The organism is Pseudomonas putida (assembly GCF_022627325.1).
Classification (GTDB): Bacteria; Pseudomonadota; Gammaproteobacteria; order Pseudomonadales; family Pseudomonadaceae; genus Aquipseudomonas; species Aquipseudomonas putida_X.
The window spans coordinates 1-14,617 of the sequence record NZ_JAETZZ010000021.1 but is presented as its reverse complement, the minus strand read 5'-3'; the positions used below and the strand labels follow the sequence as shown (position 1 = coordinate 14,617).

The window sequence follows — 14,617 nt, the reverse complement described above, 5'->3', positions numbered from 1 at the left end:
CGGAGGTTTAGCCGTCATGTACCACACACACACTGCCCTCAAGCGCCTGACCGTCGCAGCCCTGCTGCTGGCGCTGGCTGGTTGCGGCGTCACCGACCGCATCGGCAAGCGCATGGAAGACAGCTGGGCGGCCGACATGCTGGCCGACAGCGAGAAGGTCATCCTGACCTCCGACGGAGGCAACCAGCTCAACCCCGACGCTGAAGGCAAGCCGTTGTCGGTGGTGATGCGCGTGTACCAGCTGACCGACCTCGAGCGCTTTGCAGCCACCGACGCCGAGACACTTTGGGACGCTCCGGAAAAAGCCTTGGGCAACACGCTGGTAGAAGCCCGCGAGCTCACCCTGCTGCCAGGTATCGGCCAGACCGACCAATGGCCACTGGCCAAGTCCGCCCGCTATGTCGGCGTGGCGGCGTTTTTCCGTGATGAGCACGATGCCCGCTGGAAGGTCGCCTTCGATGCCGAGTCGCTGCGCAAGGACGGTATCTGGTTCTCTTCCGATGGCCTGTGGGTACTGGTGGACAACACCGAAATCAGCGCCCTGCGTGGCGTCGATGTGCTGAACAAGCCGCCCACCGCTGACCAGTTGGCTGCTGCGCAAAAGGCCGAAGAAGCGCCATCTGCTCTCACCGAAAAAGTGCAGGACGCTGTGATCGAAAAGGCCACCGACGCTGCCGGCAAATCGGCCAGTAACGCCATGGATTCAACCTTCAATTCTTTAGTGGATAGCGTCAAATGAGCAAGCAGAGCAGGGTGATGTGGTCGGAAGGCATGTTCCTGCTGCCCCAGCACTTCCAATACCAGGACGAGTTCCACCAGCACCAGCTGGCCGAGTCCACATTGCGCGGCACCCCGTTTCATTGGGGGGTACAGGCGCTGCAGGTGGACGAAGATGCCCTGGCCAACGGTTCGCTGCAGCTCAAGCGGCTGAAACTGGTGTTTCCGGACGGCAGCCTGTACGACGCGCCGCAGCACGACCCGCTGCCGGCCGCGCGCGACCTCAAAGACCTGCTCAAGGCCAACGACCTGAAGGTTTACGCCGCACTCAAACTGCCCGAGCCCTTCGGCCTGAACTATGTCGAAGATGGCCAAGAGCACAAGGCAGCGCGGCGCTTTCGCAAACAGTTCGATACCCTGCCCGACCTCAACGAAGGCGAACTGGAAAACGAAATCACCAGCCTGCGCCTGAATGTCGTGCTGCTGGTCGATGGCGACAGCCTTGATGGCTACAGCCATTGCCCGCTGGCCAAACTCACCCGCAACAGCATGGGCGGCTTCAACCTGGACCCGCACTTCGTCCACCCTACCCTGCACCTGGGCAGCCATGAGACGCTGGCCGGCATCGGCAAGCGCTTGCTCGGTGCCCTACAGGCCAAGAGCAAGGCGTTGTCGGGCCGGCGCCGCGAGCGCGCCGACCAGATCGCCGAGTTCGGTTCCAGCGACGTCACACTGTTCTGGTTGCTGAACACGGTCAACCGTGCGCACCCGCAACTGGCCCACCTGCTGGCCCATCCGCGGCTGCACCCGGAGCGCCTGTACCTGTTCCTGGCCGACCTTGCCGGCGGGCTGTTGACGTTCACTCTCGATACCCAGCTAAGTGATGTCCCCGAATACGATCACCACGACCCGGCGGCGTCACTGGTCAAACTGGACGAGATGATCCGGGTGATGCTCGATAACGTCGTGCCCAACCAATGCATCGTCATCAACCTCACCCAGACCAAGCCGTCGTACTGGCAGGGGCAACTGCGCGACCCGCGCCTGGTCGAGGCCGACTTCTATATCTCGGTACACGCCGACATGCCTGGTGCCAGCCTGCTGGAGCTGGTGCCGCGTGCGTTCAAGGTGGGCTCGCCGGAAGACATCGAAGTGGTGGTCAACAGCGCCATGCCTGGCGTCACCCTCAACCATGCTGCCCGGTTGCCCAACGCCATCCCAGTACGCCTGGACAACCAGTATTTCGCCATCGAGCCACATGGCCATGTCTACGAGCGAATGATGAACGCCCAGACCATCTGCTTCTATGCGCCCAGCGCCTTTACCAACCTCAAGCTTGAACTGATGGCGGTGCTCAAATGACCGAAGCCGTATTGCAACAGGGCGCCGTCGCGCCCGCCACCGACAAACCAACCCTCAAGAGCCTGGTACAGGACTTCATCAGCATGGCGCTGATTGTCCGCCGTGGCCGTCAGGTGACCTCGGTACAAGCCTTCGAAGCCAGCGTCGACCGCTTCTTCGCCAACCTGGAGCGCGATGCCCGCGCGGCCAACTACAGCGTCGAGCAGGTCAAGGACACTCAGTACGCCTTGTGCGCCTTCCTCGACGAAAGCGTGCTGCGCTCCGGCGACAACGAGCTGCGGGGGCACTTCGAGCTGCAACCGCTGCAGTTCCGCTATTTCGGTGTGCACCTGGCCGGTGAAGGCTTCTTCGAGAAGGTCGAAACGTTGCGCGGCGACGTCAAACAGAACCTCGATGTACTGGAGGTCTACCACCTGTGCCTGGCACTGGGCTTCGAGGGCAAGTTCAGCCTCGGCCAGAAAGACCAGCTGCGCTACCTGGCCAACGCCCTGGGCCAGGACATCGCGCGCTACCGCAAGCCACCCAAAACCCTCTCGCCGGACTGGGCCCTGCCCGATCAGGTGTCGCAGATGCTGCGCCACGAAGTGCCGCTGTGGGTGTACCTGGTGTTGATTGCGCTGGTCTGCGTCGCGGTATACCTGACGCTCGACTGGTTGCTGGACAAGGATGTCGCCGCCCTTTCCGAACAAATCCGCCAGCTGTTCAGTGCCTGAGCACACCTCAGGTAGCCGAGTCAGGAAGACATGAAAACATTACTGCGTCTGTTGAAGAGTTTCTGGATTCTCCTGCCACTGCTGTGGTTGGTGACCCTGTTGATCTGCTGGTTGGTGGCCCCGATGGTGCCCTGGCTGCGCCACCATGTGCCTGAAGCGCTGGCCATCATCAGCGCCTGCTTCCTGCTGGTGATCGTACTGCGCCAGTACCAGCGCATCCGCGCCGAGCATAACTTGGAGAACCTGCTGCAGATCGAGGTCGATCGCTCGTGGAACGCCACGGGTGAATTCCGCGACCAGCAGGTGCTGCGCGAGCGCCTCAAGCATGCCATCGCCATGCTGCGCACCGACCGCTCCGCCGGTGGTGGTGGCAAGGCAGCCCTGTCCGACCTGCCCTGGTACCTGGTGATCGGCATGTCGGCTGCAGGCAAAACCTCGCTGCTGACCCACTCGGGCCTTTCGGCCAGCATCGCCACCGCCAATGACAGCGAAAGTGGCACCCAGCACTGCGACTGGTACTTCAGCCCCGACGCAGTGATGATCGACACCGCAGGCCGTTACCTGCGCGACGATCAGTCTGCCAGCGAGTTCTCAGCCTTCCTGCGCATGCTGCGCAAGCAACGCGGTAAGGCAGCGATCAACGGCCTGGTGCTCGTGGTCAGCCTGCCTGAACTGCTGGCGGCCAACAGCGACGGGCGTAATGCGCTGGCCGCGCAGTTGGTGGCGCGCGTGGCGGAATACGCCGAGTGCCTGGGCACTAACCCACCTGTGTACCTGATGCTGAGCAAGACCGACCAGTTGCCCGGCTTCAACCAGGCCTTCGAAGGGCTGGACCTGCACCAGCGCCAGCAGCCGCTGGGCATGACCTTCGGCCTGTCGGAACTCCGCAACAACGGTTTGCAGGCCGTGCTCAACACCCGCCTGAAAAACCTGCAGAGCCACGTTCGCCGCCACGTCGATGCGCAGATGATCAGCCTTGGCGCAGATGCCGACAGCACACTGCTCAACTTCCCCCAGTACTTCGCAGAACTCAATGGCGTGCTGGAGCAGTTCCTTGAACACTTCACCCGCGGCCAGGGTGGCGGTGCGCCTCTGCTGTTGCGCGGTTTGTACTTCACCAGTGCCCTGCAAACCGAGCAGCAACTGGGCCAGGTGTACGAAGACGCCATCGCCGACAACTTTGCCCTGCAAGCGGCCCACGACGATAGCGCCCAGCCGGCCAGCCACCCGCAAGGCAACCGCAGCTACTTCATCACCGACACGTTCCGCCAGGTGATCTTCCCCGACCGCGACCTGACCCTGTATCAGTCGCGCCTAGGCCGCCAGGCTGGCTTCAGCCCCCTGTTGCTTGGCCTTGCGGCTGCCGCCGGGGTGGCCTTCATTGGTTGGCAGGCGCTATCGTTCGCCAACAACCGCCAATGGCTGGACAGCCTGCGTGGGCAACTGGCCGAGATCGAACGCGCCGATGACCGCGCACAACTGCTGGCTGCCGGTAAAGGCCTGGAAGTGCTGCGCGGGCAGATGGCGACGGTCGAAGCCCATCGCCAGGAGGGCGTGCCGCTGCAATTGAGCGCTGGCCTGTACCACGGTGAGGCGATTCACCAGGTGGCCCGCGACGCCTACCTGGCGCAACTGCGCAGCCAGGCACTGGAGCCGATCGCCCGCAGCCTGCAGGTGCAGATGCGTGCATTCAACACCTTTGCCAGCGGCATCAACCAGGAGTTGGAGTTCACCCCGGCGCCGAAAAGCCGCAATGGCAAGCCGTTGGCGCCACGCCTGGCGGCCAAGGCCCAGGCGGCCCTGACCAAGACCCGTGCCGGCGCCTACGCCGCCAAGGTCAACCTGGCCACGGCGAGCGACGCGGCCGAACTGTCCGCCACCACCGGTGGCCTGTCGCTGTCCGAGGAGATGCTCGGGCGCCTGGACGAACAGCAGGTGGCGTCGATCATCGAGGCCTACAACACCCTCAAGCTGTACCTGCTGCTGACCGAGCCGCAAGCCCATCCGGACCCAGCTTTCGTCGCCGCCAGCCTGCCACAGGCCTGGGCAGGTGCCGCAACCCAAGGTTCCCCCACCGACGAAGCCGTCATCAGCGAAAACGCCCCTCTGTACGTTCAATTGCTGGAGCAAGGCCAGGCGCCGTCGTTGCCGCGTAACCAACAGCTGATCGACGAAACCCGGCAGAACCTCAAGGCATTCATGATTTCCAGTTCGCTGGTGGATCGCGAATACCTGCGCCTGCAGTTGGAGTCCAGCCGCCAGTTCCCCGCGCTGAGCCTCAACGACCTGGTGCCAACGCCTGGCCGTAACCTGTTGTACAGCTCTGCCGGCGTGCCGGCGATCTATACGCGCCAAGGCTGGGACACCTTCGTCAAGCCCGAGCTGATCAAGCTGGTGTCGGGCAACCTGCGCAACGAGTCGGACTGGGTGCTCGATGGCGAAGGCGGCGATGCCATCGTGCAGAAAGCCAACTTCGTGCGCGAGTTCATGGCCCGCTACAAACGCGATTACACCCAGGCCTGGTACAAGATGGTCAGCAGCGTGGGCGTGCGCCACTTCGCCGACCTGGCCTCGGCCACCGAACACCTCGGGCTGCTCAGCGACGTGCAGAACTCGCCGGTGAAGAACCTGCTGACAGCGGTCAATGACAACACTCAGTGGGACTTACCGGTCAAGCGTGACGCCACGCCTACGGGCAATGCCCGCGCGGACGGCTTCTGGAGCAAGGTCACCGGCCTGATCGACGAAGCCAAGGACGTGGCGCCTGAAGCCCTGGCCCCTAGCCTGCCGGCCGTGGACGACGGCAGCCTGGCCAAGCGTTTCGAGCCGGTCGCCCGTGTGTTCGCAGCCAACAACGCCGAAGGCGCTGACAGCACCATCATGGACCGCTACCTGGCCGCGCTGCGCAAGCTCAAGGTGCGCATGAACAACATCCAGCGCTCACAGGATGTCGGTAAAAGCAGTAAGCAACTGATCAGCGAAACCCTGGAAGGCCAGCCAAGCGAAGTGACCACCGTGCGCAACTACGTGGAAACCAGCGTCGACACCAGCCAGGACGGCCTGTCGCGTTCGCTGCAGAGCCTGTTCAGCCTGCCGATCCAGTACGCCTGGGAAACCCTGCGCGACCCGGCCGGCCAGCAGATCGCCAAAGCCTGGAAGCAGCAGATCGCCAAGCCCTGGGAGCAGGTCATGGCGCACCGTTACCCGATCGCCACCGGCAGCCGCAACGAGGCTTCGGTCAAGGACCTGCAGCGTTTCGTCGACCCCGAAAGCGGCCTGCTGCCGACCTTCAAGCGCAACGAGATCGGCAACCTGTCCGGTGATGAAGGCCTGGGGCTGAGCAACGGCAAGGCGCCTGCGCTGGTCAACCCGGGGATGCTCAACAGCATCGACAAGGCCAGCAGCGTGGGCCAGGTGATCGCCAGCCTGTCGGACCGCGATAACGGCTTCGAGATCATGCTTGAGCCGTCGGCCAACTTTACCGACATCGTGTTCACCCTTGATGGCCAAGAGCAGCACTACCGCAACGGCCGCAGCAGCTGGAGCCGTTTTGCCTGGCCTGGTACCAGCAACGCGCCGGGCGCGCGCCTGGACGTGGTCACCCTCAGCGGTGCACGCGTCACCGTGTTCGACTTCCCAGGGCGCTGGGGCCTGCTGCGCATGAACGAAAGCGCCCGGGTCGATGACCTGGATGGCATCCAGCAGCGCTTCAGCTGGAACACCGCCAATGGTCGCGTCAGCCTGGTAGTGCGCAACTTCGGTGGGGTCAAACTCACCGACCTGGGCGACGTCAAGGCGCTGAGCGCCCTCAACGACGCTGGCAGGGGCGCACAATGATCGGCTGCTTCGGCAAGTTGCCGTCGAGCGCAGACTTCGTCAGCCTGCATGGCGCGGCAGAAGAAGTCTGCGAGTTCGACGCCTGGCTGCAGGCCTCGTTGGCGGCAATGCGCCACCGCGAGGACTGGCAGGCGTTGTTCGATGCACTGCCGATGTGCTTCTTCTGCTACCGCGCGCGCAATGGCAACTGGCTGCTGGGCGGCCTGCTCAGCTCCCGCGATGCCAGCGCCCGACGTTACCCTTTCTTCATCTTCCAAGTGCTCAAGGGCCAGGAAGGTGAAACGCTGCTCAACCCGTTCACCCTCGGCGAGTTGTTCAGCGCGCAAATCAAGCCGTTGCTGCATCAGGCAGTGCAAGGCGCCGAGCGCGCCAGCCTGTTCGAACGCATCAAGGCCCTGCGCCCACTGCAAGCCCAGGACCTGGACCTGTTCCGGCGGGTACACGGCAAGTTCCTGCATGATTTCAGCTTCAGTGACGTTGCCCGTGCGTTGCACGGCTCCTGGCCGGCCTTCGACAGTGCTACCGCACTGGCACGCTTGCAGGCTACGCAAGCGGTGCTGCACGGCGACTTCGACGGCGGCATCGAGCTGCCACTGCCGGCTGAGCGCGGCCTGAAAAACCCTACCGCCGACCTCTGGCTGACCTGGCTGGCACGCATCGGCAGGCGCCATGACGCACCGGCGGTGAGCCTGCTTGCCGACGACTTCATGCACCCGCGCTTGTACTGCTTCCCGTCACGCCATACCGGCACAGCGTACCGCCTGCTCAGCGGCACGGCTGCAGCCGGCCAGCGCCTGGACCTGCTCGACCCATTGCCGCCAAAAGCGCCCGTGCACGATTACGACCGACCCCTACAACACGTTATCGACCGCTTTGTCGATGCGTTGGATGCGACGCCTGTATGAACAAGATCAAGTACTACTGCCTGCGCTATCAACCCTACCTGCTGGGGCTGGCCTTCTTCTTGGCGATCTTCGTGGTCTGGGCCCTGGGCCGTGCCCTGGGCTTTGCCTCGCTGCACAGCCTGCTGGCAGGCATTGGTGTGTTTCTGCTGCTGTCGGCGGGCTATGTACTACTGCTTTATCGTGGCGCAGGCCAGCACCACAACCTTGAGGCGCTGCTGCGTGATGACGCAGACCAAGCGGTACTCAACGCCACCCCGGCCGACCGCGAAGAAATCAGCCTGCTGCGCGAGCGCCTGTTGCAGAGCATCGAACGCCTGCACAGCAACAAACCACGCGGCACCCCAGCGAAGGACGCCTTGTACGCCCTGCCCTGGTACCTGGTGATTGGCCAACCGGCCGCCGGCAAGAGCACCATGATCCTGCAATCCGGGCTCAATTTCCCTTACGCCGAGCGCGAAGGTGCGCGGGTTGCAGGCCTGGGTGGCACGCGCAACTGCGACTGGTTCTTCAGCTCCGAAGCGGTGCTGCTGGACACCGCCGGCCGCTACATGAACAGCCCCGAGGAAGCGGGCAAGTGGCGCGGTTTTTTGCAGCTGCTACGCCAGCACCGCCAGCGCCGCCCACTCAACGGGCTGATCGTCAGCGTCAGCATCGCCGATATCCTGCACGGCTCGGCTGAAGACCAGGAGCGCGTGGCCAAGCGCCTGCGCGAGCGTATCCAGGAAAGCTGCGCCCTGCTGGAGGTGCGCCTGCCCATCTACCTGGTGTTCACCAAATGCGACCTGATCCCGGGCTTCAGGCCCTTCTATCGCCAGCTGGATGACGCAGCGCGCGGCGAGGTAATGGGCAAGACGTTCTCGCACAAAGGCTACGAACAAGCCGACTGGGGCCAGCGCTTCGGCACGGCCATGGACGAGCTGACCGGCTACTGGCAGCAGGTAGCGAGCCAGCAACTGATGCAGCAGGATATCCAGGTAACCCGCCAGAACAATGCTGCCTACCGCTTCCCCCTCGAACTGGCTGCGCTCAAGCCGCGCCTGCAGCAATTCGTCGACAGCCTGCTGCGGGCCAACCCGTACCAGAACGCCGAACTGCTGCGTGGTTTCTATTTCACCGCCGCGCTGGAAGCCGACGACGCCCTGTGGGGCAGCCATGGCCAGCACGTCGCCGAGCGTTTCGCCCTCGCCCACGGCCAGGACCATAGCGCGGGTAACAGCCAGCCGGCACCGCTGTTCATCAATAGCCTGTTCCGCAAGGTGATCATCCCCGACCAGCATCTGGTGGCCGTATACACCAGCAACCACCGCGAACGCCAGCGCAAGGCCGCCTGGGTGGGTGCTGCCAGCCTGGCGGGCCTGCTGCTGTGCAGCTTGTGGGGCTGGTCGTACATCAACAACCGCAACACACTCGACACGATGGCCGCCGAACTGGCCCAGGCCAAGCGTGAGGACCAGGCCAACCCTGGCCAATATGCCCCATGGCACAGCCTCGACCGCCTGCGTTTCTGGGCCGCGCACTACTACCAGCAGCACCACGACCAGGCCGTGCCGCTGGGCATGCGCCTGGGCTTGTACCAGGGCCATGCGGTGGAACCGGTACTGCGTGCGCGCTACTTCGCCACCCTGCAAAACGTGATGCTCAAGCCTACAGCAGACAACCTGACACGCACCCTGTACCTGCTGACCACGCTAAAGGTCTACCAGCGCAATACCCGAGAGTTGCAGCCGGTGACCGGTGTCGACAGCGTCGAGGCCGAAGCCCTGCCGCATGACAACCGCGCCCAGTCGATCGCCGACTTCGGCAAGGCAGCGTTGGACACTTACGTAATGCTGTCGCCTGCCCAGCGGGAAAAGGCCGACCCGGCATTGCTCAAGGCCAGGTTGCCGGACTACTGGTACCCGGCCATCGCCCGCCACACCGGCAAGCGCATGGGCGCCACTGGCAGCGAAACTGCCGGCAACCAGGACTACCTGTACGCCAGCCGCCAGATCGTGTTCTACAGCGACCAGATCCGCGAGCCCGATGTGCCGCGCATTCTCGACAATGCCTTCCTGATGTCCAGCTCGCGCAACTACATCAACAGCCTGCTGACCCAGTCGCTACGCTCGATCGAAACCATCACGCTGGAGTCCGACACCCTGTTCGCCTTTGCTCGCGCCGACTTCCAGAGCCTCAAGCGTGAAGGCCAGAACCAGTTGAGTGCCATCGCCAGCAAACTGCTGAACACACCGAACATTGGCAAGATCATCATCTCGGGCCACGCCGACCAGCTCGGCGATGCCCAAGGCAACCTGCAGGTTTCCCGGCAACGGGCGCAAACCATCCGCACCTACCTGGTCGGCAAGGGCGTACCCGCCGAGCTGGTGAGTGCACAGGGCGAAGGCAGCCGCAAACCGCTGGTCAACTGCGACATGCAACAACCGCGGGCGCAGCTGATCAAGTGCCTGGAGCCCAACCGGCGGGTCGAAATCGAAGTGCGCGGGCTCAACTGAGCGCGCGCTGCAAGAACCGGCCACCGGGGCCTCACAGGAGGAGGCCGAGGTGGCGGCAAGCTACCTCTGCTGACGCGTTCAGCGAGGTCAACACGAAGGGGCGCATGAGCGGCCTTTAATTGATGTTAATGGAGAGTTTTACAATGGCATTTGACGCGTATATCCAAATCGACGGCATCCCGGGCGAAGTTCTGGATGAAAAACACAAGGACTGGATCGAAGTGCTGGGCTACGAGTACGGCGCCACCCAGGCCACCTCGGCCACTGCCAGCTCCTCGGGCGGTGCGTCGTCCGAGCGCGTGTCGCTGACCGACTTCAAGATCCGCAAGGCAGTCGACAAGGCCTCGGCCAAGCTCTTCGAGCACTGCTGCACCGGCAAGCACATCGCCAAGCTGAAGCTGAACGTCAACCGTGCCGGTGGTGACAAGGTCACCTACCTGACCATCGACATGGAAGAAGTGGTGGTGTCCTCGGTCAGGTTCGTCGCCGGTGGCAACCAGGGCGGTGAAGACAAGGCGGTCAGCGACCTGCCGATCGAAGAAATCAGCTTCAACTTCGCCCGCATCAAAACCACCTACACCCAGCAGAACCGTACCGACGGCCAGGCTGGTGGCAACATCGTCGGTGGCTGGGACCGCACCGCGAACAAAGTGTTTGCCTAAGCACTTGTTTGGCCTGGGCCGCGCGAGCGGCCCATACCCTGTGGCGTGCCGGGCTTCCCGGCACGTTGCTCTATACCCCTGATCAGAGTGTTTTATGCCTGAATTCCTCAACGGCCTTTCGCTGGCCGCGCTGGCCGCGCCGATCGACGGTGGCAGCGGCGAAGACTTGAGCTTCTCTGCCTTGTTCGACCAGATCAAGGAGGCGCGCCGGGCAGACCCTGACTACCTGACCCAGGGTGACTGGCAGACCGACCTGAAAACCGCCGACTGGGAAAAGGTCATCAACCTGTCGGCCCAAGGGCTTGAGCAGCAGAGCAAGGACCTGATGCTGGTCGCCTGGCTCAACGAAGGGCTGGCCCAGCGCGATCACTTCCAGGGCATCACCTTCGGCCTGAACCTGTGCGAACGCATCCTAGAAACCTTCTGGGAGACCGCCTACCCGTCGCTCGAGGACGGCCTGGACGAGCGCGCCGCGCGGCTGTCCTGGCTCAAGACCACGCTCACCGACATCGTCGGTGGCTTGCCCATTACCCAAGGGCAGAATTTCGGCGTGCTGCGTTACGACGAATCACGCCATGTAGAAAACCTTGCCTTGCAAAACCCCAAGGCGATGCAAACCGCACTCAGCGAGGGCAAGATCAACGCCGAGATCTTCCAGCGCTCGGTGGTGCTCAGCGACACCGAGCACCTGCAGGCCAAGGCCGTGCAAATTGCCGCGAGCCTGCAGGCCTGCCACCGCCTGCAAGCGACCACCGACCGCCTGTTCGGTACCGAAGCGCCAAGTTTTGCCAGCCTCGCCGACATGCTTTCGCGGGCCAGCCAACTGGCAGAGAAACTGCTCAAGGACCGCGGCATTGAATTGCATCCTGCCGCCGCAGAGCCAGAGCCTGCCGTCACCCTCAGCGCAGCCAGCGAGCCAGGTGAACCGATGAATACGCCCGTTCAGACCACAGCGCCTGCGCCCATGCGCACCACCCCGCTGACCCGAGACGAAGCCTTTACGATGCTCGCCGGCATTGCCCAGTTCTTCAAACAGACCGAGCCGCAAAGCCCGGTACCGTATCTGATAGAGCGCGCCATCAAGTGGGGCAACATGCCGCTCGAGGGCTGGCTGAGCGATGTGATCAAAGACAGTAATGTGGTGGACAACATCCGCGACGTGCTGGGGACACGCGAGCAGCGCTCCTGAGGCCTGCACTACCGGCACAAATGGTGCAAACTTGTGGCTTGCCACCCCGCCAAGGACCACCCCATGCCACCCCGCCCCCCGACCCCGCCAGGCTTCATCCGCGTACGTGGCGCCCGTGAGCATAACCTCAAGAACATCGACGTCGACATCCCCCGGGACGCCTTGGTGGTTTTCACCGGCGTCTCTGGCTCCGGCAAGTCCTCGCTGGCCTTCTCCACCCTGTACGCCGAAGCCCAGCGCCGCTACTTCGAATCGGTCGCGCCCTATGCCCGGCGCTTGATCGACCAGGTCGGCGTGCCGGATGTCGACGCCATCGAGGGCCTGCCGCCAGCGGTGGCCCTGCAGCAGCAACGTGGCACCCCTAGCGCACGCTCGTCGGTGGGCAGCGTCACTACCCTTTCCAGCTCGATCCGCATGCTTTACTCGCGCGCCGGCAGCTACCCGGTGGGGCAGCCGATGCTGTATGCAGAGGACTTTTCGCCCAATACGCCCCAGGGCGCCTGCCCCGAATGCCATGGCCTGGGCCGGGTCTATGAGGTGACCGAGGCGACCATGGTACCCGACCCGTCGCTAACCATCCGTGAGCGGGCGGTGGCAGCCTGGCCGATGGCCTGGCAGGGGCAGAACCTACGCGACATCCTCGTGACCCTGGGCTACGACGTCGACATCCCCTGGCGTGAATTGCCCCAAGCGCAACGCGACTGGATCCTCTACACCGAAGAGACACCCACCGTCCCGGTGTATGCCGGCCTCACCCCGGCGCAGACCCGCGCCGCGCTCAAGCGCAAGCTCGAACCCAGCTACCAGGGCACCTTCAGCGGCGCCCGGCGCTACGTGATGCACACGTTCATGCATTCGCAGAGTGCGCAGATGCGCAAACGGGTCTCCCAGTTCATGCGCCCCAGCCCATGCCCGCTGTGCCAGGGCAAGCGCCTGAAGCGTGAGGCGCTGGCTGTAACCTTCGCCGGCCGTGACATCGGCGAGCTGTCGCGCCTGCCGCTGCAGGCACTGGCCGAGGTGTTGCGCACAGTGGCAGCGCCCGGTTACCTGGAGCAGCATGACGACACCCTGACCCTGGAAAAACGCCTGGCGGCCCAACGCATCGCCCACGAGTTGCTGGAGCGCATCGCGCCGCTGATCGACCTGGGGCTCGGCTACCTGGCCCTGGAGCGCAGCACACCGACGCTGTCTTCGGGCGAATTGCAGCGCCTGCGCCTGGCTACCCAGCTCAACTCGCAGCTGTTTGGCGTCATCTATGTGCTCGACGAGCCGTCGGCCGGGCTGCATCCGGCCGACAGCGAGGCGCTGTTCGAGGCGCTGCAGCAGCTGAAGCAGGCGGGTAACTCGGTGTACGTGGTGGAGCACGACCTGGACACCATGCGCCGGGCCGACTGGCTGATAGATGTCGGGCCGGCGGCGGGTGAACACGGCGGCCAAGTGCTTTACAGCGGCCCGCCACCAGGCCTCGCACAGGTCGCGGCGTCGCGCACCGGCGCCTACCTGTTCGCCGGCCAACAGCCGACCCGCCGCACGCCGCGCCCAGCGCAGGCCTGGTTGCGGCTTGAAGGCATCACCCGCAACAACCTGCGTGAGCTCAGTGCGCAATTTCCCTTGGGCTGTTTCACGGCGGTCACTGGCGTCTCTGGGTCGGGCAAGTCGAGCCTGGTCAGCCAGGCCTTGCTGGAGCTTGTGAGTACACACCTGGGCCATGCCGAACAGCTGTCCGAGCCCGAGGAGCAGAGCCTGGAGGACGAGCCTGAACTGCCCAGCAGCGGGCGCGTGAGTGCGGGGCTGGAGCGTATCAAGCGGCTGGTGCAGGTCGACCAGAAACCCATCGGCCGCACGCCACGGTCCAACCTGGCCACCTACACCGGGCTGTTCGATCATGTGCGCAAGCTGTTCGCCGCAACCGAGCAGGCCAAGGCCCTTGGCTTCGATGCCGGGCGCTTCTCGTTCAACGTCGCCAAGGGCCGCTGCGCGACCTGCGAAGGCGAAGGCTTCGTCAGTGTCGAACTGCTGTTCATGCCCAGCGTCTATGCGCCCTGCCCGACCTGCCACGGCGCACGCTACAACCCGCAGACCCTGGCCGTGACATGGCAAGGCATGACCATCGCCCAGGTACTGCAATTGACGGTCGACCAGGCGCTTGAAGCCTTTACCCAACAGCCCCCGGCCCGGCGCTGCCTGCAGGTGCTGCAGGACATCGGCCTGGGCTACCTGCGGCTGGGCCAGCCGGCCACCGAGCTGTCCGGCGGCGAGGCGCAGCGGATCAAGCTGGCCACCGAACTGCAACGCACCGCCCGCGGCGCTACGCTGTATGTGCTGGATGAGCCCACCAACGGGCTGCACCCGCAGGACATCGATCGCCTGCTGGTGCAGCTGAACCGGCTGGTAGACGGCGGGCACAGTGTGGTGGTGGTCGAGCATGACATGCGCGTGGTCGCGCAGAGCGACTGGGTGATCGACATCGGGCCAGGGGCTGGGAATGCGGGCGGGACGGTGGTGGTGAGTGGTACGCCCGGGGATGTGGCGAGGTGTTCTGCAAGCCGCACAGCCGAGTTTTTGGCCAGAGCTCTCTAGTTCTCAGACCTTTGGCATTTTGGCGCCTGCACTGGCCCTATCGCCGGCAAGCCGGCTTGTATGGTTAGACTTGAAGGGGTGGTGGGACTAAATGCCGGATTCTGACTGTTGACGCAGTACAGACTGTGGGAGACATCGCCCCACCCCTTCCACCAAAGCG

General features: G+C 64.1%; 9 protein-coding genes. All 9 read left to right on the top strand.

Features of this window, described 5'->3' with window-relative positions; all coding sequences use genetic code 11:
- Window positions 1–16: 16 nt before the first annotated feature.
- The 9 genes from tssJ (at window position 17) to uvrA (ending at window position 14,457) form a co-directional block, all read left to right on the top strand.
- Window positions 17–739 (top strand): type VI secretion system lipoprotein TssJ, encoded by a 723-nt coding sequence (tssJ, locus tag JNA92_RS24530; RefSeq protein ID WP_241807104.1) that lies wholly within the window; start codon window positions 17–19, stop codon window positions 737–739.
- The gene (tssK, locus tag JNA92_RS24525) at window positions 736–2,079 is read left to right on the top strand and encodes a type VI secretion system baseplate subunit TssK (RefSeq protein WP_241807103.1); all 1,344 of its coding nucleotides are present in this window, start codon (window positions 736–738) and stop codon (window positions 2,077–2,079) included. The genes tssJ and tssK overlap by 4 nt, the downstream gene beginning before the upstream one ends.
- A complete protein-coding gene (gene icmH, locus JNA92_RS24520; protein WP_241807102.1) occupies window positions 2,076–2,792 on the top strand; it encodes a type IVB secretion system protein IcmH/DotU in 717 nt (238 codons plus the stop codon). Before tssK ends, icmH begins: the two co-directional genes overlap by 4 nt.
- Before the next feature lie 30 nt (window positions 2,793–2,822).
- Complete coding sequence (locus JNA92_RS24515) at window positions 2,823–6,629, top strand: type VI secretion protein IcmF/TssM N-terminal domain-containing protein (RefSeq protein WP_241807101.1); 3,807 nt, start codon at window positions 2,823–2,825, stop codon at window positions 6,627–6,629.
- Window positions 6,626–7,534, top strand: coding sequence for a type VI secretion system-associated protein TagF (gene tagF / locus JNA92_RS24510; RefSeq protein WP_241807100.1), 909 nt, complete (start codon window positions 6,626–6,628; stop codon window positions 7,532–7,534). Before JNA92_RS24515 ends, tagF begins: the two co-directional genes overlap by 4 nt.
- A complete protein-coding gene (tssM, locus tag JNA92_RS24505) occupies window positions 7,531–10,026 on the top strand; it encodes a type VI secretion system membrane subunit TssM (RefSeq protein ID WP_241807099.1) in 2,496 nt (831 codons plus the stop codon). The genes tagF and tssM overlap by 4 nt, the downstream gene beginning before the upstream one ends.
- A 143-nt stretch (window positions 10,027–10,169) precedes the next feature.
- A complete protein-coding gene (locus JNA92_RS24500; protein WP_241807098.1) occupies window positions 10,170–10,688 on the top strand; it encodes an Hcp family type VI secretion system effector in 519 nt (172 codons plus the stop codon).
- Window positions 10,689–10,782: 94 nt separating this feature from the next.
- On the top strand, window positions 10,783–11,877 hold the full coding sequence (tssA, locus tag JNA92_RS24495; protein WP_241807097.1) for a type VI secretion system protein TssA: 1,095 nt from the start codon (window positions 10,783–10,785) through the stop codon (window positions 11,875–11,877).
- Window positions 11,878–11,940: 63 nt separating this feature from the next.
- Window positions 11,941–14,457 (top strand): excinuclease ABC subunit UvrA, encoded by a 2,517-nt coding sequence (gene uvrA, locus JNA92_RS24490; RefSeq protein WP_241807096.1) that lies wholly within the window; start codon window positions 11,941–11,943, stop codon window positions 14,455–14,457.
- The last annotated feature ends 160 nt before the right edge of the window (window positions 14,458–14,617 follow it).